Annotated in this window: 23 protein-coding genes and 1 pseudogene; 5 read left to right on the top strand and 19 right to left on the bottom strand. The window is 63.2% G+C overall.

Annotation, left to right across the window (positions count from 1 at the left end):
* Positions 1-32 precede the first annotated feature (32 nt).
* The 4 genes from ACFPN9_RS30000 to ACFPN9_RS29985 form a co-directional block, all read right to left on the bottom strand.
* The gene (locus ACFPN9_RS30000; RefSeq protein WP_377818174.1) at positions 33-224 is read right to left on the bottom strand and encodes a hypothetical protein; all 192 of its coding nucleotides are present in this window, start codon (positions 222-224) and stop codon (positions 33-35) included.
* A gap of 97 nt (positions 225-321) precedes the next feature.
* Positions 322-1,728, bottom strand: a complete 1,407-nt coding sequence (locus ACFPN9_RS29995) for an exonuclease domain-containing protein (RefSeq protein WP_377818173.1) — start codon at positions 1,726-1,728, stop codon at positions 322-324.
* Between the two features lie 10 nt (positions 1,729-1,738).
* Positions 1,739-2,194: a hypothetical protein gene (locus ACFPN9_RS29990; RefSeq protein ID WP_377818172.1), complete on the bottom strand. Its 456-nt coding sequence runs from the start codon at positions 2,192-2,194 to the stop codon at positions 1,739-1,741.
* Between the two features lie 399 nt (positions 2,195-2,593).
* Entirely contained in the window at positions 2,594-5,848 is a 3,255-nt protein-coding gene (locus ACFPN9_RS29985) for a MobA/MobL family protein (RefSeq protein ID WP_377818171.1), read from the bottom strand.
* Between the two features lie 196 nt (positions 5,849-6,044).
* Here ACFPN9_RS29985 and ACFPN9_RS29980 point away from each other — a divergent pair, with 196 nt between their 5' ends.
* Complete coding sequence (locus ACFPN9_RS29980) at positions 6,045-6,350, top strand: hypothetical protein (protein WP_377818170.1); 306 nt, start codon at positions 6,045-6,047, stop codon at positions 6,348-6,350.
* Between the two features lie 85 nt (positions 6,351-6,435).
* Entirely contained in the window at positions 6,436-6,759 is a 324-nt protein-coding gene (locus ACFPN9_RS29975) for a hypothetical protein (protein ID WP_377818169.1), read from the top strand.
* A 10-nt stretch (positions 6,760-6,769) separates the two neighbouring features.
* On the opposite strand, the gene ACFPN9_RS29970 is transcribed toward ACFPN9_RS29975, so the two are convergent.
* Positions 6,770-7,531: a hypothetical protein gene (locus ACFPN9_RS29970; RefSeq protein WP_377818168.1), complete on the bottom strand. Its 762-nt coding sequence runs from the start codon at positions 7,529-7,531 to the stop codon at positions 6,770-6,772.
* Positions 7,532-7,946: 415 nt separating this feature from the next.
* On the opposite strand from ACFPN9_RS29970, the gene ACFPN9_RS29965 reads away from it, so the two are divergent.
* Positions 7,947-8,531, top strand: coding sequence for a DNA cytosine methyltransferase (locus ACFPN9_RS29965; RefSeq protein ID WP_377818167.1), 585 nt, complete (start codon positions 7,947-7,949; stop codon positions 8,529-8,531).
* Here ACFPN9_RS29965 and ACFPN9_RS29960 read toward each other — a convergent pair.
* The 10 genes and pseudogenes from ACFPN9_RS29960 to ACFPN9_RS29915 form a co-directional block, all read right to left on the bottom strand.
* A protein-coding gene (locus tag ACFPN9_RS29960) for an IS3-like element ISMex37 family transposase (protein WP_377818166.1) occupies positions 8,476-9,836 on the bottom strand; the annotation gives its coding sequence in 2 pieces (ribosomal slippage) (positions 8,476-9,491 and positions 9,491-9,836; 1,362 coding nt in all). The two genes, ACFPN9_RS29965 and ACFPN9_RS29960, sit on opposite strands and share 56 nt — an antisense overlap.
* Positions 9,837-9,938: 102 nt before the next feature.
* On the bottom strand, positions 9,939-10,691 hold the full coding sequence (gene istB / locus ACFPN9_RS29955) for an IS21-like element helper ATPase IstB (protein WP_377818165.1): 753 nt from the start codon (positions 10,689-10,691) through the stop codon (positions 9,939-9,941).
* Positions 10,692-10,704: 13 nt separating this feature from the next.
* Entirely contained in the window at positions 10,705-12,213 is a 1,509-nt protein-coding gene (gene istA / locus ACFPN9_RS29950; RefSeq protein WP_377818164.1) for an IS21 family transposase, read from the bottom strand.
* Between the two features lie 326 nt (positions 12,214-12,539).
* Positions 12,540-13,015: pseudogene (locus ACFPN9_RS29945) on the bottom strand (transposase); the annotation flags it as partial.
* 154 nt (positions 13,016-13,169) lie between these two features.
* On the bottom strand, positions 13,170-13,865 hold the full coding sequence (locus ACFPN9_RS29940) for a pentapeptide repeat-containing protein (protein WP_377818163.1): 696 nt from the start codon (positions 13,863-13,865) through the stop codon (positions 13,170-13,172).
* Positions 13,866-14,112: 247 nt separating this feature from the next.
* Positions 14,113-14,892, bottom strand: coding sequence for an ABC transporter ATP-binding protein (locus ACFPN9_RS29935; RefSeq protein ID WP_377818162.1), 780 nt, complete (start codon positions 14,890-14,892; stop codon positions 14,113-14,115).
* Positions 14,885-15,667, bottom strand: a complete 783-nt coding sequence (locus ACFPN9_RS29930) for an ABC transporter ATP-binding protein (protein ID WP_377818161.1) — start codon at positions 15,665-15,667, stop codon at positions 14,885-14,887. The genes ACFPN9_RS29935 and ACFPN9_RS29930 overlap by 8 nt, the downstream gene beginning before the upstream one ends.
* Complete coding sequence (locus ACFPN9_RS29925; RefSeq protein ID WP_377818160.1) at positions 15,664-17,568, bottom strand: ABC transporter permease; 1,905 nt, start codon at positions 17,566-17,568, stop codon at positions 15,664-15,666. The genes ACFPN9_RS29930 and ACFPN9_RS29925 overlap by 4 nt, the downstream gene beginning before the upstream one ends.
* 18 nt (positions 17,569-17,586) lie before the next feature.
* The gene (locus tag ACFPN9_RS29920; RefSeq protein ID WP_377818159.1) at positions 17,587-18,777 is read right to left on the bottom strand and encodes an ABC transporter substrate-binding protein; all 1,191 of its coding nucleotides are present in this window, start codon (positions 18,775-18,777) and stop codon (positions 17,587-17,589) included.
* 81 nt (positions 18,778-18,858) lie between these two features.
* Positions 18,859-19,656, bottom strand: a complete 798-nt coding sequence (locus tag ACFPN9_RS29915) for an SDR family NAD(P)-dependent oxidoreductase (protein WP_377818158.1) — start codon at positions 19,654-19,656, stop codon at positions 18,859-18,861.
* A gap of 348 nt (positions 19,657-20,004) precedes the next feature.
* On the opposite strand from ACFPN9_RS29915, the gene ACFPN9_RS29910 reads away from it, so the two are divergent.
* Together ACFPN9_RS29910 and ACFPN9_RS29905 are read left to right on the top strand one after the other, a co-directional pair.
* Positions 20,005-20,976, top strand: a complete 972-nt coding sequence (locus ACFPN9_RS29910; RefSeq protein ID WP_377818157.1) for a LysR family transcriptional regulator — start codon at positions 20,005-20,007, stop codon at positions 20,974-20,976.
* A 302-nt stretch (positions 20,977-21,278) separates the two neighbouring features.
* Positions 21,279-21,833: an IS110 family transposase gene (locus ACFPN9_RS29905; RefSeq protein ID WP_377818156.1), complete on the top strand. Its 555-nt coding sequence runs from the start codon at positions 21,279-21,281 to the stop codon at positions 21,831-21,833.
* Here ACFPN9_RS29905 and ACFPN9_RS29900 read toward each other — a convergent pair.
* The 4 genes from ACFPN9_RS29900 to ACFPN9_RS29885 all read right to left on the bottom strand — a co-directional run bounded on the left by ACFPN9_RS29900 (position 21,813) and on the right by ACFPN9_RS29885 (position 25,628).
* Entirely contained in the window at positions 21,813-22,769 is a 957-nt protein-coding gene (locus ACFPN9_RS29900; protein ID WP_377818155.1) for a DMT family transporter, read from the bottom strand. The two genes, ACFPN9_RS29905 and ACFPN9_RS29900, sit on opposite strands and share 21 nt — an antisense overlap.
* Entirely contained in the window at positions 22,762-23,577 is an 816-nt protein-coding gene (locus ACFPN9_RS29895) for an ABC transporter permease (protein ID WP_377818154.1), read from the bottom strand. Before ACFPN9_RS29895 ends, ACFPN9_RS29900 begins: the two co-directional genes overlap by 8 nt.
* Before the next feature lie 26 nt (positions 23,578-23,603).
* Positions 23,604-24,569, bottom strand: coding sequence for an ABC transporter substrate-binding protein (locus ACFPN9_RS29890; RefSeq protein ID WP_377818153.1), 966 nt, complete (start codon positions 24,567-24,569; stop codon positions 23,604-23,606).
* A gap of 66 nt (positions 24,570-24,635) precedes the next feature.
* On the bottom strand, positions 24,636-25,628 hold the full coding sequence (locus tag ACFPN9_RS29885; RefSeq protein WP_377818152.1) for an ABC transporter substrate-binding protein: 993 nt from the start codon (positions 25,626-25,628) through the stop codon (positions 24,636-24,638).
* Positions 25,629-25,869 lie beyond the last annotated feature (241 nt).

The raw sequence follows: 25,869 nt of genomic DNA, 5'->3' as shown, positions 1-25,869 counted from the left end.
CGAAAGGGGTCAGCCTATCCAATGGCCGACTTTTACGCCGCCCGCGCCGGCACAAACGCAGGCGCTCCACTGGATGGTTTTCTCACCGCCGTGCACACCATGTCGCGATCGCCGGAGAGGGGAAGCCTGCGCGCGATCCCGTCGAGATCGTCGGTGACGGGGCGGATCGTCGCTTCGAGGGCGATGCCCTCGAACGACGTGATGGTCGGGATGTTGGTCTTCATGTCGGATCCAGAAGTTTTTGGGGGTTACTGCCTCGTGGCAGCGCCTCTCGGCTTCCTTCCGGAATAGCCGGCGCTTCGGGCGCCGGCCTCTTACCCTTCACGCCGCCATCTGCTGGCGGTCACTGCGCTTGCACAACCAGCGCTCGATCGCATCGAGATGGGCATGGCGATCCGCATCCTGCGCATCGAGCGAGGCACGCATTTCCGCCACCTCCCTGATCGCCTTGGGCAAGGTCAGCCAAGGCACGTCTGCCTCCGTCGTCAGCCGCTCCCGCAGCCAGTCGCGGCCTTTGCGCCAGGCTTCGGGCGCGAGGCACTCACTCGCCTCCAGGAACATCTGCCTGTTGGCGAAGGCCTGGAGCCGAACGTCGCCCAGGTGCTTGACCAGGGCGCCACGCTGATCCCAGGGCAGCTCATGCCAGCGCGCGCAGATGCGCATGTCGGCATCCGAGAGGAAGCCCCCGGAATAGAGCGTGGCCTCCGGATAGGGCGATGGCTCCCGATCGGCGAAGCGGTTCTTCAGCGCCTCGGTGAGATGGCGCTGGAAGGTTGGATGCCGGCGTACCTGGCAGGCGCGGTCGTTGTAGACGGCGTCATCGAGCCGATCGGCCGGCAAGGCGTGCTGGGCATCTTCCCAGGCCAGCACGATCGGCTGGGCATTGGTCTTGACCATCCGCACCGGTCGTGGGCCCGACCGCGTCAGTAGGCCGGCGATGTCTTCGGCGGAGCCGTCGAGATAGCTCGCTGGGTCGATCGACAGATCGAGCGCGGCCCAGGACGTCGCGTTATTGGGGTTGGCCATGACACCGACCGCGGGGACCAGTGCCGAGGGACCGCCGAGGCAGATGAGGTCACCGCGGGAGAGGAGACGGATCGGTCCCGACTTGTGCGCGTTGGCAAGCATCAGCTCGACGCTGCGCGGGGCGCGCTCCCGAAGCACCCGAAACAGCGCCAGCGTGGCCCGCGCATCGAACAGCGCATCATGCGCCTCGTCCTCGGCGAGGGCGATCCCATTGGCGCGGCAAACCGCGCCCAGCTTGAGCGAGCGCTTGCCGTTGCCGTCGACGGGAACCGTAATCGCGCCGGGCTCGATCAGCATCGCCGCGCGAAGCATCACAAGCGTGTCGGCCCGCTTCAGCCCGATGGCCTGCGTGGCATAGGGCGGCAAAAGATGGGTAAAGAAGTTAAAGCGCAGGACCTCCTCGTCGAACCGCAGCACATTGTGCCCCAGGATCGTCGCAGGCGCCCACGCCCGCAGCGCTCGGCCGATCTGGCCGAGCAGCTCGAGGCTCGACATCGGCGCCTGATCCAACTGGTCTGGGCGAATACCCGTGGTCAGCAAGGCACCCGGCGACGGCACGATGTAAGCCGGCAGACGACACCTCAACGAGAGCTCGCTGAGCGGGCGCAACTCGTTATCCGTGTGAATGAGGGCGGCCTGGAGCGGCACGTTCCAGGCTGGGTCCAGTCCGCTCGTCTCGAGATCGTACACGATGAAGGACATCGGCGCGCTCCTACTGCACGCCGCCGGAGCCGGTCGCGACCGGCTCCTTGCGCAGCTTGATGCCGAGCGCGCTCGCGTCGGCGTGCATGGCGATCTCCACCATGTAAGCCGTGCGCGAGCGCTCCATCTCGCCCGGCAGGAAGTTCATCGTCTCGTAGATCTCGATCTTCTGCTCGAGCTCCTGCTCGTTGCGGGCCGGCGCCTCGGCGATCAGCAGGGCGAACGTCCGCGCCATCGAGCGCGCGCCTTCCGCCAGCTGTCGGCCGTTCAGGTTGCCCCGGTCAGCATGGACCGCATCTCCATCATGTTCGAGCAGCAGCGCATGGGCCAGCGCCGCCTGCCACATCGGGAACATCCGGGCATGCTCGGTGCTCAACTGATAAGCCCGCGCATAGCGCGTGAGATCGCCAGCCGTCGGGCGCGCCTCATCCTCGGCCTGCGAGGCGCCATCATTGATCGTCGTCATCGGAAATCCGTTCCGGCTCGAGAGCCCGGGACGGCTTCACCTGCTCATTCCCCGGGGGTTCCCCCAATGGGTTCCGGACTGCTCTCTCAATTGGGGAGCCGGCGACGGCGCCGCAGGCGAAATGTCTCGCGTCGACCGTCGATACGGGCATCTTTGGCCCATTCCCAACATTCCGAGGGCCCACTCCTGTGCAGTTCACGTCCGCGGCCACCTTCCTTGTTGATCATCTTATTCGTCCGAGGACCGCGAGACCCGAGGGCCCGCTCCTGAGGCTCTGGTCCCGGGGGCTCCGCTGCTGGGGTTACGCTTCCAGTCGTTCCCATCGTGGGCGACCTTGGTGGACTGCGGTCGTCAACCGCTACCGCGGGACGTCACTGGTCAGACAGAGTGATCGGCTCGCTATGCCTCGTTTTTGCGGCCCTCCCTCTTGGGCATCGAGGCAGGGCCAACCGGCCGCTGGAGGGGATGCACGGCCGTCGTCTTTGCGGGTCTCACGGCGATAGCTCGGACCAGCGCCAACAGCTCTGCGTCGCCTTGAACGATCGGATCATGGAAAATTTCCTTGGGTGATCGTGGAGCCTGCGGACCGGATGTGCTGTATCCCAGCGTTTGAGTACCCTCAACAAAGGCGTTGCGTCGCGCATTCGTCCTCGCGTCAAACACCTCAACGCGCTCTCCCAGAAAGGCGGCCATCGCGCTGTTTTTCTGCTGGGAGCGGTGGTTGCGAAGAAGGAGCCAGTCCGCCAACTCCTCGACGATCCAAGTTTGCTCTGGTCGGCGAACTACGGGGGGCGTCGGTTTGGCGAATTCGTCCTCCAAAGGTGCGGCAGTAACTTCCATGGGCGGAACCGTCGTGGGGGCAACGCGTGCGGTTGCCGCGCCTCCCTCGACGATCCCGTGCCCTGTGCCGGCCAACTCAGGCGTGGCTTTGCTCTTCTCGCTCAGACGCTTCGGCTTCGGCCACTGCTGCCGCTGCGCATCCAGCAGAGCGAGCCAATCTTGGCCCTGATTTTCCAGCAATATTCGCGTCTCGGAGGCGAGGTGTTTGGCCGCCTGGATCAAGCGCAGCATCCCATGCAGGGCGTCGGCTGCAATCACACGCTCGACGAGATCGAGGATCGTGTGCTGACGGGCACGAAAGCGCCTGTCCTCTCCCTCTTGAGCGGCCAGCATTTCCTCGCGTGCAAGCCGCTGACGGGCGAGCACTTCCCGAAGGCGCTCATCCCACCGTGAGCACACTCGTTCCACCATGCTATCGAACCGGGCATCATTCGGTTCCGCTGCAGTGTCCGAGCGCTTCACAGCACCGCGCGCGTCTGCGCGGATGTCCCTGTGGACTTGCGCAATCCGTAGATTGTCGGCCTCGATTGCGTGCTCCCTCCACTGCCCGCGTTGACTTGACCGAGGCTCACCAAGCTGGCTCCGAAGCTGACGAAGCCACGAGGTTGCGACCTGCTGTTCGAGCGGTTCGGATCGCCGATGATTTCGCGTTGTCGACGCTGCTGTTGCTGCCGCCGTCGGCGCGCGCATTGGCGTCTGTGTTGATGGCAACTGCTTGGCGTCGACCACACTGGCGTGCTCATGGAGCGCATGGCGCCAAGCGGCTTTCTGCGACGCGTACAACTGCAGCCATTGTTGATCATGCGCCTCCATCAGCCGCTTTCCCTGCTCGACAAAGGTACGAGCAGCTTCGACCAGCCTGTTCAGCGCGAGAGACGCATTTGACACTTTCAATCTCGCGATCAGCATCAATGCGCCGCGATGGCGGTGCCGGAGAGCAAGGTCCTGATCGTTTTGTTCGCGGGTGAGCGTGTCCCGCTGCTGTCGGTGGGCGACGCGGACAAGGGCGGCCTTGATTGCCCAGCTTGTGACTGTCGCTTTGCGCATGGAGCCGAGCATATGCTCAGCATAGGCGTCCTCGGCATCGTCGAAGCGGCGCGCACGGTCATTGCTTGCGGCCATGTACAGGGTCGATGGCCGACGGTCCACATGCATGCGAAGTTGCTCGATCCAGCGATCAACGATTTCACCTTCGCGCGTGCGCTTCGAAACCTTGTGCTGACAGTGCTGTATCCCGTGGGATGACGGCGCAATAAGGGGCGGCATTCGTGCGTCCCGCGCGACATGCCTTGTCGAAACCAGACTGTCTCCGACGTCCGACCGCTTCGGTGGCTCTAAGATTATTAGCCCGACATTGGGCGTCTGCGTTGATGACACACTCTGCGCGCCGATCGCACGGGCGTGATCATGGAGTGCATCGCGCCAAGCCGCTTTCTGCGAGGCGAACAGTTGCAGCCATTGCTGGTCATGCGCCTCCACCAGCCGCTTTCCCTGCTCGATAAAGGCACGAGCAGCCTCAACCAGCCTATTCAGCGCGAGAGCCGCATTCGACTCTTTCAGCCTTGTGATCAGCAACAATGCGCTGCGTTGACGGTACCGCAAGGCAAGGTCATGTTTGATCTGTTCGCCGGCGAGCGCGTCCCGTCGCTGTCGGTGGGCGACGCGGATCAAGTCAGCCTTGGCTGCCCAGCTTGTTGCTGTCGCCTCTTGCGTCGAGCCGAGCACGCTTTTGGCATATGCGTCCTCGGCATCTTCGAAGCGGCGTCCGCGCTCATCGCTTTCGGCCCTGGACATGGTCGATGGCCGAGGGTCCACATGCGCGCGAAGGAGTTCAATCCAACGATCAGCGATCTCGCCTTCGCGTGTGCGTTTCGAAGCCTTGTGCTGGAGACGCTCCTTCTCGTGGGATGACGTCTCGATGGGCAGAGACATGTATCCGTCCCGCGTGACCTCGTGTTTTGCAGCTGGACCATCTCCGACGTCAGGCCGCAGCTGAGAACGCTCCGCAATGCGGCGCCGGCGATCCTTCCGCCAGGCCGGGCCGACACCGGTGTGGCTTTCCTGCCGTTTCTGAAACTCGATCTCCCCACGACGCACGCGCGGAACGGGCTCGATGGCGAGACCGCGCCGCTCGTAGCTGCGGTGATCGATGGAACAACCGATTTCCGCCGAGATGAGATCCGCCCACTTCGCCCGGATTTGATCCATGGCCGAGGAGACGTGCTTCACCGTACCGTCTTGGCGTTCATGGGTGATCGCTTGACCTGCTTTGCGGTCAGCGTGGTGCTGAGCAACGCCGTTGAAGGCTCGCACCTTCTTGCCGAACGATCTTTCTTCCAGCGATCGCGTGCCGACGACGAAATGGGCATGGTCGAACGGCTTCTCCTTATGGTGTGCCGCGAACTCGACGGCGACGCCATAGGTCTCCACGATCCACCGTGAGAACCCCTCGACGATGCGCCGCGCCGCCTCTTCGCCCAAGCCCCAGGGCAAAGCCCCGTCTATGTGCGAGGCGATCCGCGGCATCCGACCCGCATTGCGGCGGTAGTCGCCGTCGGGCTTGCGCTCCAGTCGATCTGCAAGAAGCCAAACCTGCTCTCGGTCAAGTGTGACGCTCTGCGGCGCGACGAGGCCCGAGAACCCGATTTCGGCCGCGGCATGTGGGCTCGAGATCGGCCGGCCCGCGAAAGACGAGCGGCCGACGACGTAAGCGGACACGGCGCCGACCGCGAAGGCGCCTGCGCCGTAATCCGCGCGGATCCACCGGGAGCGCAAGTGCATCGTCGTGTCGAACAGCGGCGATCGTGACGCCATGCGGAACCCCCAGGCCCCTGCCAGGCCCAATCAACTTCTGTCGCTCTGCGGCAAAGTTGAAAAATTGGGCCCCTTCGGGGATACGGCTTTCCTAGCATGACATTTGAAACAGTGAAATACGCAAATTGACGACGCATAATAAATTGTGCATCATCTCTCTGCAGCTGCATTGCTGCTTCATGGAAAGGAACCAAGCATGCGGAACATGGACTCCCTGGCTGATCGCTACCTCGACGCGCGGAACGCGCAGAGGGCGGCGCGTGACAACCTGTTCGTCGCTTTCGGTCGGTTTATCGAGAAGCACGGCAACGTCGCCACGACGATCGAGGCTGTGACGAAGACGATCGAGAGCCACAGCCTCGTTGATCTCAAGCCGCTGGCGAAAGCTTTCGCCGGCACGGACTACCCGGTCGACTCCCACTCCCGCTTCGGCAAGGTGGTCGCGGCGGCTCGGACGCCGAAGCGGCGCAAGAAGGCCGATGGCAACGAGCAGGGTGACTAGTCCACATCCTGGCTGATGCCGGGGCCAGCAATCCAAGGCGGGCAGGCAAGCACGCTTGCCCGCCTTCGCACGCAGGAGACGTAGGATGAATTTTGCTCAATTGAGCGAAGAGGAGCGGGCCGAACTTCGCAAGCAGATCCTCACGCACGCTCATGCGCTGGAGCACGCCAGCTTCGACAAGGGCATCCCGAGGATCAGGGGCGAGACGGCCGTCAAGAAGGCGATCACGACGGCCGCGCTGGTCTATTCCGGATATCTTCCGCAGCACTGGGACGCCGCAGTCAACCAGCCGGATGCCGCGATCCAGAACGTGGCGGAAGAGGTACGCAAGGATGCAGATGCGCGTCGCGGCGAAGACGAAGAGTTTATGGACAGGATGGATTCAAGTCTGAAGAATGCTCTCCCCTAGGACGCTGCCGCTACTCGGCGTAGTACTGCGGCCGCACGCGAATAACGCCGACGGGCGTGTCCTGCAGGCCATAGATCGAGAGGGTCTCTGCAAACTCCGAGGGTTCCGCCTCCTCGGGTAAAACCACGATCGTCTCGATCCCCACGCGCTTGTGCAAAGCTATGCGTCCTGCGTCGAGTTTTCTGCGGACGGCATAGGCTTTGGGAGAGAGGCCGGGCGGGGTCACGAGGACGGCGAAAAGGTGCCCCTCGGTTGATCGCATCAGGCGATCAACCCCTGCCGCCAGGCGGGGCTCCGCCTCCAGCGACACCTCTTTGACCTTTCTGCCCGCGAGTTGTTCGGCACGCTCAAACGCGACTTGCCGGAACTCATCGGGGACCAAGCCCACCGTGGACACTGGAACAGCGTTTCCGCCACCGGATTCGCGTTCGAAGAGGGCCTGCAGGCCCTTGAAGTTGACCTCCTTATCGAAATAGCGCTGCGCCGCTGCCTTTGCCTCTGAGGGAGCAAACTGCGACCAGCGATCGACCAGTTCGGCGACGCGGAAGCTCGCCCTCCGCAGAGCTAGCGCGAACTCCTTGTCCTTGCTGTGGAGGGCCTCGACGAAGGTCAGCGCACGGATCATGCGACGGACGTGACTGTCGCTGAGCCCGTGGCCTTCCGCAGCCTCGCGTAGGACTTCGACCTTGTCCCCGTGTGGCGCGCGATTGACCGCTTCCCGGCAAACGCCCGCAATGGTGACCCAATCGGATTCGACAGAACGGTCCGCCATGAGCAACTCCGAAGCTGAGATAGCTCTGGTGATCTGTATCTGCACAATCGTCAATGATGCACGATACCAAATGGCGCAATTTCAGCAAAATGCGCCCGCACCGTTTCATTATTGGTGTGGGAAGTGTGAAGGGGAAGGGGGCAGCCGAGGCGGTGTCCGGATCGTCAGCATGTTGCCAGATCAGCCAGGCTGGCATGGCTGCCAACATTGCGCCGGGTACCGCGACGCCGCCTTACAACCGGCAGCGCTGCCGAATTCAGTGGCAAGCTTGTTTCTTGCCGCTGGACACTTTTTGTTCCCGCCGGCTAGATACGTGTCCGGGATATGAGCGGCTGTGATCGCCGGTGCCTGAACGAAGATTCTGGCAATACTCTTACCTGGCACGAATCAGCGTGAGGGCGAGTTGGGGAAGAGCGTGGGCCGCGACGAACCGATATTCATAGATGCTTTCGCGGGCTGCGGCGGCCTGAGCCTCGGCCTCCTGAAGGCCGGGTGGCAGGGCTTGTTCGCCATCGAAAAGGACGCGTTTGCGTTCGACACCCTAAGGCACAACCTGATCGAGGACGGCGGGCGACACCAGTTCGCCTGGCCGGAATGGCTCGCGAAGAAGCCCTGGACGATCGAGTCTCTCATGGAAATCCATGGCGACCAGCTCGTAGCGCTCCGCGGGAAAGTGGATCTCCTGGCCGGCGGGCCACCATGCCAGGGCTTTTCCAGCGCCGGCCGCCGCCGGCCCAGCGACCCCCGCAACCAGCTTGTCGAGCGATACCTGGAGTTCGTCGATACGGTGCGGCCCAGGATGGTGCTGATCGAGAACGTCCGGGGGATCACCTATGACTTCGTCGGCGGCGAAGAGGCGGAGGATACGCGCTGTCCGTCGTCAGATAATTTGAGACTGTTGCGGCGTCTCAGGAACGGAGGTTCTGGCTCATCTGGGTTTGAGGTTATGCGGCCTGCAGCTGATGCTGCAAGCGTCTGCGCTGGATTGTCTGGCGCTTGATCCTTTCGCGTTCGGTGAGGATGGCCTGCCCGCGGTTGAAGTAGACATCGGCGGGCGTCAGGTTGCCGAGGCTCTCGTGGTAGCGGGCATGGTTGTAATGCTCGACGAAGGCGGCAACCTGCCGTTCGAGATCGCCGGGCAGATAGTAGTTTTCCAGCAGGATGCGGTTTTTCAGGGTCTGGTGCCAGCGCTCGATCTTGCCCTGCGTCTGGGGATGATAGGGCGCGCCGCGAATGTGTTTCATGCCTTTGCCGTCGAGCCAGGTAGCGAGGTCGGCCGAGATGTATGAGGCGCCATTGTCGCTCAACAGCCTGGGTCGATGAGCGACCGTGATCTGGTCGAGCCCTGATGCCGCCAGAGCCAGATCGAGCGTGGCGGTGACGTCGTCAGCCCGCATCGTGGCGCAGAGCTTCCAGGCGACGATGAAGCGGGAGAAGTCGTCGAGCACGGTCGAGAGATAATACCAGCCCCAGCCCGTGATCTTCAGGTAGGTGAAGTCGGTCTGCCAGAGCTGGTTGGGCGCCGTCGTCTTGTCCTTGAACTCGGACGCCGCCTTGATGACGATGTAAGCCGGGCTGGTGATCAGATCATGCGCCTTCAGCAGCCGATACACCGATGCTTCCGAGACGAAGTAGCGCTTTTCGTCGGTGAAGCGCACCGCCAGCTCGCGTGGGCTGAGTTCCGTATCGCGCAGCGCCAGCTCGATGATCTCGGCCCGGATTGGGTCGGGGATGCGGTTCCAGACTCGATCCGGCCGTGAGCGATGATCGGCGAGCGCCTCGACCCCGCCGGTGAGATAGCGATCGTACCAGCGATAGAACGTGGCGCGCGGTATGCCGAGCTTGTCCAAGGTGCGACGCGCCGGCAGATGCGATCCATCGACCAGGCGGATGATCTCCGCCTTCTCGGAGGCGGGATACCTCATGTGTCGTCCTCCCCATCCGCCAGCATGCTTTTTTTAAGCAGGCGGTTTTCCAGGGTCAGATCGGCCACGGCCTCCTTCAGGGCCTGCGCCTCGCGACGCAGTTCCTTCACCTCGTCTGACGTCGCGGCGCGGGCCGTGTCACCGGCGAGACGGCGCTTGCCGGCGTCGAGGAACTCCTTCGACCAGCCGTAATACATCGACGAGGCGATCCCCTCGCGCCGGCACAGCTCGGCGATGCTCTCCTCGCCGCGCACGCCTTCCAGCACGATGCGGATCTTCTCTTCGGCCGAGAACTGCCGACGCGTCGCTCGGCGGATGTCCTTCACGACCTGCTCTGCCGGAGCTTTCTCCGGCCTGCGGATACCGACGAAGCCGGCCATGCATTCCAATCTCAAGCCGGCCGGTTATTCCGATTTGAAGCCGGCCACCCTTGGCGTCATTCGCATGGGTCTACGGGATGATGTTTTGCGGTTCGGCGGAGGTCAAGTCGCGGACTGAGCGATGGTGCTCTGCTTGGTCTTTCGCAGGCTCTCGCCCTTGAGGTCGATGCGGTAGGCGTTGTGGACGAGCCGGTCGAGGATGGCGTCGGCGATGGTGGGATTGCCGATGAGCTCGTACCAGCGATCGACGGGCAGTTGGCTTGTCACGATGATCGAGCGCGCCTCGTATCGATCCTCGACGATTTCGAGGAGGTCGCGACGCTGCTCGGCATCGAGCGGCTCGGGTCCCCAGTCGTCGAGGATGAGCAGATCGAGGCGGGCGATGGCGCGCAGCATTCGCGCGTAACGCCCGTCGCCACGCGCCAGCGCCAGGGCTGCCAGGAGGCGCGGCACGCGGTGATAGGCTACGGAGAAGTCTTCCCGGCAGGCCTTGTGGCCAAGCGCGCAGGAGAGCCAGCTCTTGCCGACGCCACAGGGGCCGGTGATCAGGAGATTGTGCCGTGAGCGGATCCAGTCACCGGCGGCGAGTTTGAGGAAGAGCGCGCGGTCGAGCCCGCGGACAGCGCGATAATCGACGTCCTCGACGCTGGCGGCATGACGCAATCTGGCGGCGCGGGCGCGGCTCTCGAAGCGCTTCTGCTGGCGCTGCGTCTTCTCCTGTTCGAGCAGCAACCCGAGCCATTCGGCATGTTCGAGACGGTTGGCCTCGGGCTGGGACTTGAGATCGCGGAAGCCCTTGGCCATGCCGTGGAGCCCGAGGCTGGTGAGCAGATCGAGGGTGGGATGGATCAGCATGATGGTCGTTCCTTCAATGGAAGTAGCCGGGGCCGCGGAGATTGGGGTGGTCGATGACCACGTCGTCCGTCGGCGTTTTGCGATCGGTCCTGTTGGCGATGATCGCGCTGATGCTCTTGTAGGTGAGCGCGCCGATGGCGACGGCGCGGGCGGCAACGATCTCGGCGCGTTCGGGCGCGATATCCTTGAACAGGCGCAGGATGCCCAGGCAGGTGCGGAAGCCCTGCTCGGGATGGGGCCGGTTGGCCAGGATGACGATGACAAGCCCCTCGGTGTTGGGGCCGATCGAGGCGCCCCAGCGCCGGAAGCGCTCTGGTGTCCACTCGGCGTAGCGCCGATGCGCCCTGGGCATGTGATCGGGATCTGTGCCATGCCGGCGCCCGCCATGACGACGCTGGTGTGCGGCGATGCGCTGACCCCGGTGGAACAGCTCGATCGTCCGGGTCGTGGCGCGGATATCGACCTGCTCGCGGATCAGGCCATGGGGTACCGAGTAGAAGAAGCCGTCGAACTCGACATGATAATCGAGAGAGACCCGCGCCAGGCGCCATTCCGCGAACTGGTAGTCGGCGTCCGGTAGCAGCGCCAGCACAGGCTGCTCGACGGTCTGGAACAGATGCTGGCGGCTAACGCCGAGCCTGCGCATGACGTGGGCGTTGATGCGCTCAACCATGGCGGCGATCGCGGCGTTCGCCTCGGCCAGCGAGAAGAAGGTCTGCCGGCGCAGCCGCCCAAGGATATAGCTCTGGGCAAAGCGCACGCCAGCTTCGACCTTCGCCTTGTCGCGGGGCTTGCGCGGGCGGGCCGGAAGAATGCCGACGCCGTAATGGGCGGCCATCATCCCGTAGCTGCGGTTGATCTCGGGATCGTAGAACGAGGCTCTCTGGACGCCGGACTTCAGGTTGTCGGGCACGACGAGGCGCGGCACGCCGCCGAGAAAGCGGAACATCCGGACATGGGCCTCGATCCAGTCGGGCAGCGTCTGCGTCCAGGTCGCCTCGGCATAGGTGTAGTTCGAGGCGCCCAGCACGGCGACGAAGATCTCGGCCTCCCGCACGACACCGGTGGTCCGATCGACGATCGAGAGCTTCTTGCCGGAGTAATCGACGAAGACCTTGTCGCCGGCGGGGGGATCCTGGCGCATGGTCGGCGACAGCCGGCGTTCGAACTCCCGGAACAGATCGCAGAAACGGCTGTAGCCGTAGCCGTCGGGGTGAGCGTCGCGGTACTCCTCCCAAAGCACCATCAGATTGACGCCGGGCCTCTTCAACTCGCAGGCGAGGCAGGCCCAGTCCGGCTCGACGCGGCGGCGGAATCCACTCTTCACGCCGGCATGGGCGAACAGGCGCTGCTCAAGGACCGCGTCCGTCAGATCGCCGGCCAATGGCCAGGCAAGCCCGGCGGTCACGGCGCGCTTGAGGTTGTCCTGGATCGTGCTGCCCGCCACGCCGAGCGTGCGTCCGATCTCCCGAGCGCTGACCCCGTCTCGGGCAAGCCGTAGCATCTGTCGTATCTGTCGCATGGTCAGTTCTCTCTTGGCCGGCATCCGGTTCCCCTCGATTGCGAGGGGCCTGATGCCCGAGGGACTGACCCAAACGAAAACGCCAAACTCACCGGAAACCGGCCGGAGATTGATCGGAACCCCGGCCGGCTTCAAATCGGAATGGTGGCCGACATCAGATCGGAACGGTGGCCGGCTTCAAATCGGAATACCCGGCCGGAATGAATCGGAATCCGCACTCCGGCCCCGATTTCTGTCTCATCTGCGCTCCTGAATGGCTGCGATGATCCAGAAATCCTCCCTTCCCGAAAACCCCCAAATTGTCTCAAAAGCGCTGACGGCGGACAGTGGAGCTTTCGGTAGCCGTACACCTTCCCGCTGTCCCGCCAGGCCGCACGGATGAGTTTGGTCTGCCTCTCGTCTTCCCGCGCTCGCCGGCTGAGCGGATCCTTCAGCCAAGCATAGAAGCCGCTGGGCTGCACCGACAGGCAACGGCACATGGCGCGGATCGAAAACACCAGACGATGCTCGACGATGAACGCGTACCTCACCTTGCATCCTTGGCGAAGTACGCGGCCGCTTTTTTTAGGATATCGCGCTCCTCGGTGACCCGCTGCAACTCGCGCTTCAGGCGGCGGACCTCGGCGGCCTGATCGTCATCGCGGGTCGCCGCAGCCGGCTTTGCGTATCGCTTCTTCCACTCATAAAGCGAGTACTTGCTGATCCCCAGGCGAGCGGCGACCTCGGCCACCGGGTAGCCTCGCTCAGTGACCTGAAGGACCGCGTCGCGCTTGAAGTCCTCGGTGAAGTTCGCTTTGCCCATCGGGGCCTCCTTGCCTGAAATTTAGGGAAGAAGGCGTCCAGGAATCTAGGGGCGGTTCAAGCAGCGAGATCAGAGTCTGCTGCAACTGATGCTTTTGGCCGGCTGGCATTGAGCAGGTTTCATGAATTGCCATCTTTGGCGTCTCGCAGCCCAGTCACCGCACGAAAAGCCCGAACTCGCTCAGCAGCTGACCTGCCTGGACGCGTGAGATCGTCGCTCCCTTGAGGATCGCTGCGTCTGACAACCTCAGACCGCCGAGGTCTGCGCCCCGCAGGTCTGCGCCTTGAAAACGCGCGTTCTTCAGTGTGGCCTCGCGCAGACTTCCGCTTTCGAACACCGCATCCCGAAAATCGCAACCGCCGAGATCGGCCTGTGAGAAATCCACGCCCTCGAGGCGCATTCCGCGGAACGACATGCCCCGGAGCTTGGCATAGATCAGTAGCGTGTCCCGAAAATTCACGTCTAGCGATCGTGTCTCGGTCAGTGTCGCGCCGGTCAGCTTGCATCCGACGAAAGTGGCCGAGGACAGCAGGGCGCCACGGAGATTGGCATTGTTCAGGTCGCAGGCGCTGAAAGCGGCCTCGTTCAGGTCGGCTCCGGCAAAATCAGCGAAAGCTGCGCCGCAGGATGTCCAGCGCGTGCGATCGAGTATGGCTCCGTTCAGCGTGGCGCGATGGAGATCGCAGCGCTCGAAATTCCACAGTGACAGGTCTAGACTCGAGAGGTCGGCCTCCCGCAAATCGCAGCCGGTGAGGTGAACCGCCGTCTTGCGGGAAGCCAGCGTCGCGAGGTCGGATATGCAAGGGGTGATGCCGGAAAGGATTGTCGCGGGCGCCGTGTCATCGGTCATGTCATTCTCCTCGCCGTGGCCCGCCCCCGTCCCGCGCGCCGCCACGAGGCGCCGCACAAGGGATTGCCATGGAACGAGGCCGCGTCGCGACTCACGTCACACGGCCTCCGATATCGGTAGCGGCATCGCAGTGACGCTCCGGCATCCCCTTTCTCCGTCACCGCTGCCTTGCCGCGACGTGGAACCGACGCCGTCCATCGCGGTGACCAGGCTCTAACTATCGATTCCCATCATGAAGTCCAGTCTGTCAGAGAATCGCTCGAAGGCTGGCTTCGAGTGCGGCTTGCCGGGACGGGTTCCGGTTGGCTGCCCCCGAGCCGCCGAGATATTTCTCCGACACGTCGCCCGAGTCGAGGATGGCTTTCGACCGCCCTTCGAGCGTGATCCGCCCCAACTCCAGCACGTACGCCCGATCCGAGACGGCTAGGCTCTGCCGGGCGTTCTGTTCGGAGAGCAGGATGCTGATGCCGGATTGGCTGAGGCGGGCGATCAGTCTGAAGGTCTCGGAAACGAGAAGCGGAGCAAGCCCGAGGGAAGGCTCGTCGAGCAACAGGTAGCGCGGACGGCTCATGAGACCGCGCGCGATCGCGAGCATCTGCTGCTGCCCGCCTGAGAGGTTGCCGGCGGGCTCGCCGAGGCGGTCCAACAGAGCGGGAAAATACTCGCAGCTCTGCGCGATGCAGCGCTCCACGAAGCCGCGATCGCGGCTCTCGTGAACCGCGTGCGCGCCCAATGCGAGGTTCTCCGCGACAGATAGACCGGCAAAGACCTGGCGTCCTTCGGGAACATGGACGATGCCGCGCTCCAGGCGCTCCCTCGGTGTCAGGCCATCGACGCGGGTCCCGTCCAGCGTAATTTCGCCGCGACGTAACGTCAGCAATCCCGAGATGGATTTCACCAAGGTCGACTTGCCAGCCCCGTTTGCGCCGATCAAGGCAACGACCTCGCCTGCACCCACCGTCAGGCTGCACTCATGAAGCACCACGTCGCTGCCGTAGCCTGCCGATACCTCGCGAACCTCAAGCAAGGGCGACCTCCTCGTTGCGGCCGACATAGGCCTCGATCACGCGCTGGTTTCGTCGGATATCTGAGGGGCTGCCGTCGGCGACGACCAAGCCTGCGTCGAGAACCACGACCTGATCTGCGATACTCATGACGAGCGACATGTTGTGTTCGACGATGAGAACCGTCACTCCGGTTGCACGGACCGCCAGGAGCAGGCCACAAAGATCGGCTGTCTCGGTGTCGTTGAGACCCGCCGCCGGTTCGTCGAGAAGGAGCACCTTGGGGCGTGCCATCAGTGCGCGGAGAACCTCCAGCGTCTTCTGGGCCCCCATCGGAAGATCGGTGGCGGCAACATTCCGGTAAGGTGCCAGGCCGCCCAGCTCCAGCAGTGCGTCAGCGCGGGCCGCGAGTTCACGCTCGGCGCGGCGCGCCGATGGCAGCCACAGGAACTGCGCAAGCGCGGGCGATCCGCTATGCATCCAGGCCCCGGCTAGAACGTTCTGGCGGGAGTCCATGCCCGGAAACACCCGCGCCGACTGAAACGTTCGCACGAGCCCGAGCGAGGCGATGCGTGCCGGCGACAGCACCGAGAGGCTTTCACCGAAAAGCTTCGCTTCCCCGGAACTCGGTGAATAGACGGCCGTGATCAGGTTGAAGATGCTCGACTTGCCCGCGCCATTGGGGCCGATGAGCGCGCAAAGCGACCCTTCGGGCACGGAGAACGAGGCCTCCCGCACGGCTTGAACGCCACCGAAGCTCTTGCTGAGGCGGAGGGCCTCAAGGGCGATCCTCGTCATGCCCGTACCTCGGCGGATTCCGGCGCCCGTTGAGACCGGGGTCTGGCGATGCGACGCTCCAGCGCGATTACGAGGCGCCCGTAAATGCCCTCCGGAAGGTATCTGAATGCCAACACGAGCAGCGCCCCTTCCGCCAGCAGGCGATACGTCGCCAACGGCTGGAACATGGCCGGCAGCAGGGTGAGCACCGCAGTACCGAGGAGCCCGCCGATCAAAGTTGCCTCGCCCCCCATCACCAGCATCGCGATGAGTTGAAACGAGCGCGCGGTCGAGACCATCTCGGGCGAGAGGAACTGGAAATGGAAGGCGTAGAGACTTCCGGCGAGCGATCCAAGCGCGGCGCTGGTCACCATCGCGATGGCTTTGAGGCGCCCTACGGGCATTCCAAGTGCGGCAGCTGCTCCTTGGTCGGCTCGCACTGACATGAGCGCTCGCCCGAACGCCGAACGCATGCCGCCCGCCAACACGAGGACCAGTGCGACGACGATGCAAAGCACCAGATAGTACCTGCTCAAAGGTGTGTCGAACGCGAACGCTGCAATCTCAAGGCTCGGGATACCGACAAGGCCGGAGGGTCCGCCGGTCGTCTCAACGAGCCCTACCGCGAGCGAGTCCACGAGGAGACTGAAGGCCAAGGTTGCGAGCGCGAGATAATGGCTGCGAAGCTTCATCGTGACGAGCGCGAGCAAAAGGGCGATCATCGACGAGACCAAGAGCGCGATGACGATGCCGAGGATCGGCGGCACATCGTAGGTCACGGCGAGGATCGCGGCGACATAGCCGCCTATAGCCATGAACCCCGATTGGCCGAGGCTGACCTGTCCGGTGAAGCCCATCAGCACGTCCAGGCCGAGCACGGCGATGAAAACGATTAGCGTGATGGCCAGACTCTCCACCGTTCCCGGAGGCAATGGCAGGGCAGGGGCGATGGCAAGCGCGCATAGCAAAACGACAGCGATCGTGATCGAGGCTCGGCCGTCGAATCGGACCAGCGACCGGTGCACGTGATTGTCCTGCCGAACGTCGGCGCGCTGCGGCCGTCCGATACTGAACATCCCGGCGGGCCGGAGAATGAGTATTCCCAGGAGCAGGACCAGGGCCAGGGTGGTGGAGAAGATCTCGGAGAGATATCCTGCGGCGAGCTGGGTCACGACGCCGAGGACCAGCCCCCCGACGACCGCGCCTACCAGAGAGCCGAAACCGCCGATCGCCACCGCGATGAAGCCGAACGTTGTGTAGAAGCTTGCCGTATCGAATTGTATCGAGGCGATCGGCGCGATGAGCGCTCCCGTGATCGCGCCGATGAGCGCGGCCAGCGCGATGCTGAGGAGCATCATCCGGGGTACATTGATGCCGACCAGACGAGCCGCTGTGTCGTTCTCTGCACAGGCGCGCAGAGCGCGTCCGGTATGGGTTCGCTGCAAAAGATACCAGAGGCCTGCGATTATGAGCAGGCATGCCGCAAGAATCCAGGGACCCTGTGACGGGATTCGAAGGCCGGCTACGACGAGCGGAGCTTCTCCGGAGAAGGGCGGCATCGCGTAGGGCTGGCTGCCCCAGATAACCAACACTACGCCTTCGAGGAACAACAGCAGGCCGGCCGTCAGCATCAGGGTGCTGGTGTGAGGGAGCTTGGAGATCGCCGGCAGGATCGTGAAGGCTCCCAGCGCAGTGGTGACGAGCACCGTCGCGCCAGCGGCGCTCGCAAGGGCCACCGGCAATGGGAGGCCGAGCGTCGACTGCATGAAGGACATGATCATCGCGCCCAGGACGCAGAACGCGCCCTGGGACAGATTGACCACGCCAGTCACGCGATAGACCAGCGAAAAGCCCAGCGCGATCATCGCGAAGACTCCGCCCTGAAGCAGGCCGCCGACCAGGATCTGAAGGAACGTGCTCATTCCGCGTGTGACTTCTGCTCAGCGCGCCAGGGCTTCGCCGCCGGGGCGGCTCATGACGCGCCAGCGACGGATCGTGGGATCCCATCGCGTTACGACAGCGTTGGACAGGTCTAATCCGCGCGCGGGAGATTTCTCGAAGTCATAGACGCCGTTGATGCCGGCCCAGCCTTTCAAGCCTTCCATGTAAGCCTTCACCTGCGCGGCAGTCGCTGTCGGGCCGAGCTTGCGCAGGGCCTCGACGAGAAGGTTAGCGGGGTCCCAGGCGAGCGCGGCCCGGCTGTCGATGCCGATCTTCGCGGCGTCCATGGCCGCGTAGAAGCGTTTTTGCGCTGCTTCCACTTCCGGCTGGTACGAGGGAGTGTCGCCGTGCGGCGGGAACAGCATCGTCGCGATGTAAAGCTCCTTCGGCAGGAACTCCGCGTACTGGTCCATTTGCTCGAATATCTGGTTGCCGTTCGTCGTGACCACGGGGATGGTCAGGCCGGCCTGGACGATACCCTTGAAGACGGTGGCTATCGGGCCACCCGTGGTCCAGGTTATCAGCACTTGGGGATCGGCGGCTCGGATCCGCTCCATCTGGGCGCTGACGCTGACATCCGTTTGGTTGAAACGCGCGTTCTCGACGATTCTGAACCCTGCGTTCTCTGGCAGCTTCAGTGCCGCCGCCACACCGTTTTGGAAATCCTGGCCCGTTGCGTCTGTGGAGGAGATCAGCGCGACGCGGTCCCATCCACGAGACCGAAAATAACGGAAATTGGCGGCGAGAAGTTCATGGGTCGACGTCCCCGAGGAGTACATAAAACCGCCGGCGGCTGGCTGGATGGCTGGCGACATGCAGTACGTGAACGGCCCGTTCTTCACGAGCGGCGACATGGCGTTGCACATCGCCACGAGCGACGAGCCGAGCAGAACGGCCGGACGCTGGGCAATTGCGGCGTTGGTCAGTTGCACGGCGACCTGTGGACTGGTTTGGTCGTCCCGGAAAACGAACTCTAATGGAACGCCGCCGATGCCCCCTTCCTGATTCACCTTGGCCTGCAAGGCTTGCAGGGTGCGCTGCTGCCCCTGTCCGAGAAATGCGCCGTTGCCCGTGAGCGGCAGGACGACCGTCACTTGAAGCGGGGCCTGCGCTCGCCCCTCCGTCGGCGCTCCCGCGCCGAGGGCCAAGGCAGCCATGAGGGCGATCCAATACTTGCGGATATGATTCATTCTGTTTCTCCCCTGTTCCGCGTCTAATGCGCGGTCGAATTCAAAAAGCCAGGATTGGTGCTGGCTGGTCGTCGCTGGGTCTCACCGGTGGGTTGCGCCGCCATCCACCGCGAGTGACTGCCCGGTCACGAAGGCCGATGCATCCGAGGCGAGGAAGAGGGCCATGCCAACGAGGTCTTGGGGTGTTTGCGACCGATGAATGCATTGGGACGCCGCGATGGCTGCCCGCTGCTCGGGCGTAACTGTCGCCCTGGCGACCTCAGTGAAAGTCGCGCTCGGCATGATGGCGTTGACGGTGATCCCGTATGCGCCCAGCTCCCGTGCCATGGCGCGCGTCATGCCGATTACCGCCGCCTTGGATGTAACGTAATGGAGGTAATTGGGCCGTCCCATTGACACCGCAGACGACGAAATATTCACGATTCTGCCACGCCCTGCCTCCTTCATTATCTTTGAGACGGCGCGCGCGCAGAGAAAGCTTCCCGTCACGTTGACGCGCATGACCGCGTCCCACTCCTGCAGGTCGATCTCTTCAAATGGTCGCATGGCGAGAGTGGAGAAGATCGCGGCGTTGTTGATCAGCATGTCCAGCCGCCCCTTGCGGCTGATAACGTCCGCGACCATTGCATCGACGGATGCCGCGTCGGATACATCCGCGACAATAGCCAGTGCATCATGCCCGGCCTCACGGATCTCCGACGCCACTGCCTCGGCGCGCGCTGAGTTCATCTCGGCGATGACCGGAAACGCGCCGGCCTTCGCGAGGGCCTTTGCAAAGGCTCGGCCGATCCCTTGGCCCGCCCCGGTTACGATGACGACGTGTCCAGTGATGTCGAAGCAGACATTTTTACCGGGATTGGCAGAGTCGTTTGCAGGCATGAGCTTTTCCAGAAGGGCACTCAGGCACGCGACTGCTCGCGGCCGGGACGGGCCGCTCGATCGAGCGCCATCAGGTTGGGGACCTGTACGGAGGAGGTGATTGCGGTGGCGGCTGGCCAGATGTCGGCACAGCAGGCACGCAGGAAAGCTACGGATCGCAGGCTGTGAGCACGTTGTAATCTCCCTGGTCTGCGGGCTTTTTGAGATGGCGCTGTGCTGGCTGACCGCCTCGCGCCTCTCGTATTCGAACTCGCCTCCCGCTTGGCGGATCGCTTATTCGACGACTTTCATTGACGACCTTGGATAAGTCCAATAGCAATAACTGCCTCTTTCGATAATAATTGTGTTATGGATGAAATCATGCTTCGTCCGGCGCCGCGACCACTCAAGCCGCTCATTCCGCAACTCACGATCCAGAAGCTGGAAATCTTCGCGAAGGTTGTGGAGTTAGGGGGCGTAACGCGGGCTGCGGAGTTCTTGGGCGTTGCTCAGCCGGCTGTCAGCGCACATCTCCGGGATCTCGAGCGGAAACTGGGGGTACGCCTGGTACAGCGCACGGGCCGGACGCTGACGCTGAGCGAGGCCGGTGTGCGCTTCCATCGTTGGGCCGAGGAGATATTGACGCGGACGTCCGAGATGTCCCGCGAACTCAGCACGCTCAGCGACGAAGCGACAGGCGTAGCTGTGATCGGTGCGTCGATGACAGCCGGCACGTACGCGCTAACCGAATTATTGTCCGTCTATGTCGGGCGCCATCCGAACGTCTCCGTCGAGACCCAGATCGCCAACACGAAAGTTGCCACTGAGGCGGCGCGGACTGGCGCTTGCGACTTCTCGGTCCTACTGCTCGACCCAAAGCAAGACCTCACCGGTCTGGTCATGGAGCCGCTCTGGGAAGAGAGACTTCTGCTGATCGCAGCGCGGGACGACAAGCGTATCGAAAACCGTGCCACCCTTGCACAGCTTAGTGCGGTGCCATTCGTCGGCCCGCCGCGAAATCTCGTCCGCCGCGAACTTGAGGACCAGGCGCTGTACGCGCAGGGCATGGTCAACCGGAATGTCGTTCTGGAACTGGGCCACCCCGAAGCCATCAAGCGAGCCGTCATGGCCGGAGCCGGGGTCGCGTTCATCGAGGAGTCCGCGGTGCTCGGGGATTTGGAGCGGGGGGATCTGCGCGTCGTCGAGGCTCCTGAAATCCATATGGTCGCACCGGTTTTTCTCGCCTATCGGCGTGGCAAATGCATGACCGACATGCAGGCAAACCTGATGCAGTTTATCCGTGATTGGCAACCCCGAGTATTGGCTCGCCCCGAGCGGTAAGGCGGCGGTTCGGACGGCGTCCGAGCCATGTGGGCTCTCGACGCCCGACGCGATCATTACGCCGTCGAGCGGCAGCACGGTCACTTCTGCCCAAGCGTGATCGGTTGGCTCTCTCAAGACCTTGTAACTCTCATTTCGCCTCATCTGCGATACCAGCGGTTGCGGTGGCAGGCAGGAGACCGGCAGCCCTGAGGGACACCAAGCCCGTGAGTGAGCTGGGGTCTTCGCCGGCCGATCCATCGACCCCGAACAGTCGCTTGGGCCGCTCGTCGCGAAGCCCGCTTGCGCAAGAATGGGACAGGATGGACGCCACCGTCATTGTTGGAATCGATGTGTCGAAGGACCGGCTGGACGTGGCTGTCCGGCCGAGTGGAGAGGCGTTCTTCGTCAGGCGCGACGGGGACGGGATTGCGGCTCTGATCGAGAGGCTCAGGCCCTTGGGCCCGGCCGCCATTGCGGTCGAGGCGACGGGCGGGTTCGAAACGGTTGTCGCGGCAGGGTGGCTGGTGCGGGCTTGCCTGTCGTCGTGCTCAATCCGGCGCAGGTGCGTGCCTTCGCCAAACGCGCTGTGCAAGCGCGCCAAGACGGACCCGATCGACGCCGCAGTGATCGCCCATTTCGTCGAGGCGACGAAGCCTACGATCCGGCCGCTGCCCGATGAAGCGACACAGCTTCTGGCCGATCTGGTCTCGCGCCGGCGCCAGATCGTGGCGATGATCGGGGCCGAACGGCAGCGCCAGAAGCGGGCGGCGGCCCGCGTTGCAAAGAGTATCGCGGCTGGCGAAAAGCAGCCCCTCCAGCGCAGCTGCGGGGCCGTCATAGATCTTGCGCCTCTCTTATCGCTTTTGGTGATTTAGCTGAGGTGCTGCGGAGGGGCGCCGCGTTGCGAGCAATATGCCCCCCACGATCACGATGAAGGCGAAAAGATGGTACCAGGCGAGACGCTCTCCGAGCAACGCAGCTGCCAGAATGGCGCTGAAGATCGGCAAGAGGTGCATGAACATGCCGGTCGTTGCCGGGCCGAGCGTCGCGATCGAGCGGTTCCAGAAGACATACGCCAGTATCGACGGGAAAATCGCAAAATAGATCAGAGCCGGAAGGCTGTGCAGCGTCGGCACAAAGATGCCGCTCGCTGTTGTCTCGACTAGGACGAAGGGCAAATGGAAGGCAATGCCGAAGACGGTCGTCGCTCCGAGCAATGAGAGCGGTTTCAGGCCGAGCGGCCGGCGTCGGACGAGAATCATGTACAGCGCCCAGAAGCTCATGCCGAGGACGACCAGGATATCGCCCCGACCCACTTCGAGATCGGCCAGAGCGAGAAGGTTACCGCGCGCGATCACGAGCACCGCACCAAGAAGCGAGACGGTGATGCCGAGCGCCCGGAGCGGAAAGATCCGCTCGCCCAGGAGAACCCAGGCCAGAATGATCGTCACGATAGGCAGAAGCGAATTCACAAGGGCAGCATTGATGACCGTCGTGTGATGCAGCGCCGTGTAGATGAAGCAGTTGAACGCTGTCACACCGATCGCGCCGAGCAGTGCCAGGAACAGCCATTCCTCCCGCAGCCGCGAACGATCGAGCCGCAGCGAGGACCATGCGAAGGGCAGCATGATCGCCAACGCCAGCACCCAGCGCCAGAACGACATCTGGATCGGTGGGATGTCGTCGCGCATCATCCGCGCAATCAGGAAATTACCCGCCCAGAAGAGCGGAGGTAGCGCGGCGATGACGTAGGCCAGAGGGATGGGAATTGCCGCGAAAGCGGCCGGCTTGCCCCTGTCGAGTTCAGCCATCGCTGCGCTTCTTCGCCATCCGCACTTCGGTGTAGCGGCCAAGTACGGAGTTGACACCGACTGCCAAGAGAAAAACGATCAGCAGCAATGCGTACATGCGGGGCATGTTGAAGGTCGTGTAAGTCTGGATGACGGCGTAGCCAAGCCCCTGGTTTGCAAGCTTGGTCTCTGCCAGCAACGTGCCCACGATGGCGACGCCGAGGCCAATGCGCATGCCGTTGATCACCGGCAGTCGCATCGCCGGAATATAGATCTTGGTCAGCATCTGGGCCGAGGTGAGTCTGAAGGTCATCCCTACACGGATCAGGACCCGATCGATCTCGCGCATGGACGCGGCGACGCTGACAGCCACCGGGAAGAAGCAAGACAGGGCCCCCATCGCGACCTTGGAACCGGGGCCGACGCCGAACCACATGATCATGATCGGGAAGAAGATGATCTTCGGCGTCGGACCCAGATAATGCAGCAGCGGCTCGTATGCTGAACTGAGGAAGCGGTCGCGTCCCAGTACAATGCCGACAAGAACTCCCGCGCCGCCGCCGATGGCGACGGCCAGTGCAACCTCGCCGAAGGTCACCGCGAGGTTGTGGTAAAAGCCGCGATCGATCAGCAGCATCGCCAACTCTCGGCCGATAAGCGGCAGCGGCGGCACCACGTCGCGATACAGCAGGCCCGAGCGGGCTAGGCTCTCCCATCCGATCACGATCGCCAGCACAATGGCGATGCGCGTCAGCATGACTGCTTGCCCTTCCGAAGGACGTTTCCACGGCGTCGTACGAGACGGCATGGATCCGGCGGCCTGGTTCATGGCTCTGACTCTCGTCACTTGGGGTCTCAGCGGCGCGGCGGAATCTGGATCAGTTCGCCGAGCTGTTCCTTGGTGAGCGGCTGCGCGGTGTACTTCAGCGTGACAGCGTCCGGCACGATGGTGTCCAGCCCGACGATGCGATCGGGATCGAGCGCCTTCTTCGGAAAGAATTCATCGCGGGTACGCTTGGCGATCTCGAGAGGCACGCCGACGAAATCGGCATAGACCTTGAGGGCTTCGTCGCTCGCATACATGGCGTCCACGGTTTCCCGGTAGGCGAGCATGAAGCGATCGAGCTGTTCCTTCTTGGACTTGAGCACCGCCGTATTCGCGATCAGCAGACGGACGGTTTGATCCCGGAATGCTTGGGTGTCGTTTCCGGTCGCGATGACTCGGATCTCGCCCTTGCTCAACTGTTCGAGTCCGAAGGGCGGTGCCGCCCAGCCGACGTCGATTTGGCCCGACATGACCTGCGTAAGGGTGGGGGCCGGCCCCCCGGTCGCAGTCGGCTTCGCTTTCAGACCGTTTTCCTTGACGAAGGCGTTGACGACGCCGTGAGTCGAGGACCCGTTCGTAGAATAGGCAACCGTGCGCCCGTCGAAATCCTTAAGGGTCTTAACCGGTGAATCGGATTTGACGTACCAGTACAGGTCCCGCCCCCCCGTCGTCTCGGCGCCGATGATGCGGATTGGGGCCCCCTTCGAAAACGCCGACAAAGCGCCCATGATGCCGCCGGCTACACCAATATCGACGCTGTTCGACAGCACCGCCTGCTGAGTTTCGCCCCCACCTTGGGTATACAGCATCTGGAGATCGAGCTTGTGCTTCTTGAAGATGCCGAGCCGCGTGCCGATTTCGGCGACTGAGGTGTCCCAGTTGCCGCGCTGGCCGACCGCTAGCTTGAGCTGATCCTGCGCGCTTGCCGGAGCTGTCGCGCATGCAATTAGACCGGCAAATACGCTGGTCAGAACAGTTCGCTTACTCAAGGTCATATCGTTTCTCCCTCATTTTTAATGGTCGTCGCAGATTTCTTTGGATGCTGCGTTTGCCGTGAAATGCTAGATTTTGAAGGCCTCCAACGTGGGAGCGGGAAAAAGATCCTCGACGCCAAGGCGCCGCGACGAAAGGCCTTGCGAATGATGCGCCCCTAGGAACGCGTCCAGCACATGCCGGTTTGCCTCGACCCCATAGGACCAAAAATCGTTTCCCATCAGCTTCTTCGCCGATTGCAACTGCTCCTCGACGAATGGCAGCGTGACCTTCGTGGCCGATGTATCGGTGAGCCGCGAGAGAGCAATCCGCTTCGACTGCTCGAACGCCTTCAGGAGAGCCGCCGGCAGCCATGGCTGGTCTTCGACGATCGTGCGTCGCGCACCGATCACATGCATGATCGGAAAGATGTTTGTGCGGCGATAGTAGTCGGAGGCTGCAGCCGTAGGCGTTGCAAAAAGTCGTGCGATCTTCGGGTGCCCCGCTTCGAAGGCGGAGGGCGCCCTCGGTCCGATAAAGCCGTCAATCTCACCGTCGGCCAGCATCTGGTTTAGGGATCGGTCCGCGGGTGCCTGCTCGACCCGGATGTCCGAGGGGAGTGACACCGCGATCTTTTCCGCGCGCCCAGGCTGTTCGATACCACCGCGGACCCATGTCACCTCGGTGGGCCGCACGCCATAATCGTCCTCGAGCATGGAGCGGATCCAGACGCATGCCGTAAGCTGGTACTCGGGGCACCCGATGCGCTTCCCCTTCAGATCTTCCGGCTTCTCGATCCCGCGGTCAGTCCGGATGAAGATCTCGGAGTGCCGGAACGCGCGCGACACGAAGGCGGGGACGCCTACATAAGGATTGGTTCCGTGATCGACCTTCACCGCGAAGCTCGACAAGGATGCCTCGCAGACGTCGAATTCGGCATGCCGGAATGCGCGGAAGAAGATCTCCTCCGGGAAAAGCTTCATGAACACGGGGTCGACGCCGTCGATCTGAACTTCGCCGTCCAGCAGTGGTCTGTTGCGGTCGTAATCTCCGATCGCGATGGAAAGTCGCAGCTTCGACAAATCTTCCTCCCGAGACGGGCATCATCGGCCCAGATTTCAGGCAGGATGCGTCCGGGGCGCGGCTCAGACAAAGACTTCTGCGAGATGCCAGTGAGACTTCGACGGTTTGGCGTCCGTCCTGGCCGCGCCGTCGTCACGCGCGCCGTGCAGGCGATCAACCTCTCCGTAAGGTTCTGTTCGCCGCAGCGGCCCCGTCGAAGCTTCCGGATAGCGCGATAATCTTCAAGACGATTTTATTATA

The sequence above is a fragment of the Allobosea massiliensis genome (assembly GCF_042655245.1).
In the GTDB taxonomy this organism is placed as follows: Bacteria; Pseudomonadota; Alphaproteobacteria; order Rhizobiales; family Beijerinckiaceae; genus Allobosea; species Allobosea massiliensis.
Note: the sequence above shows the minus strand (reverse complement) of the source record. Positions and strands in the feature narration are given on the sequence as shown.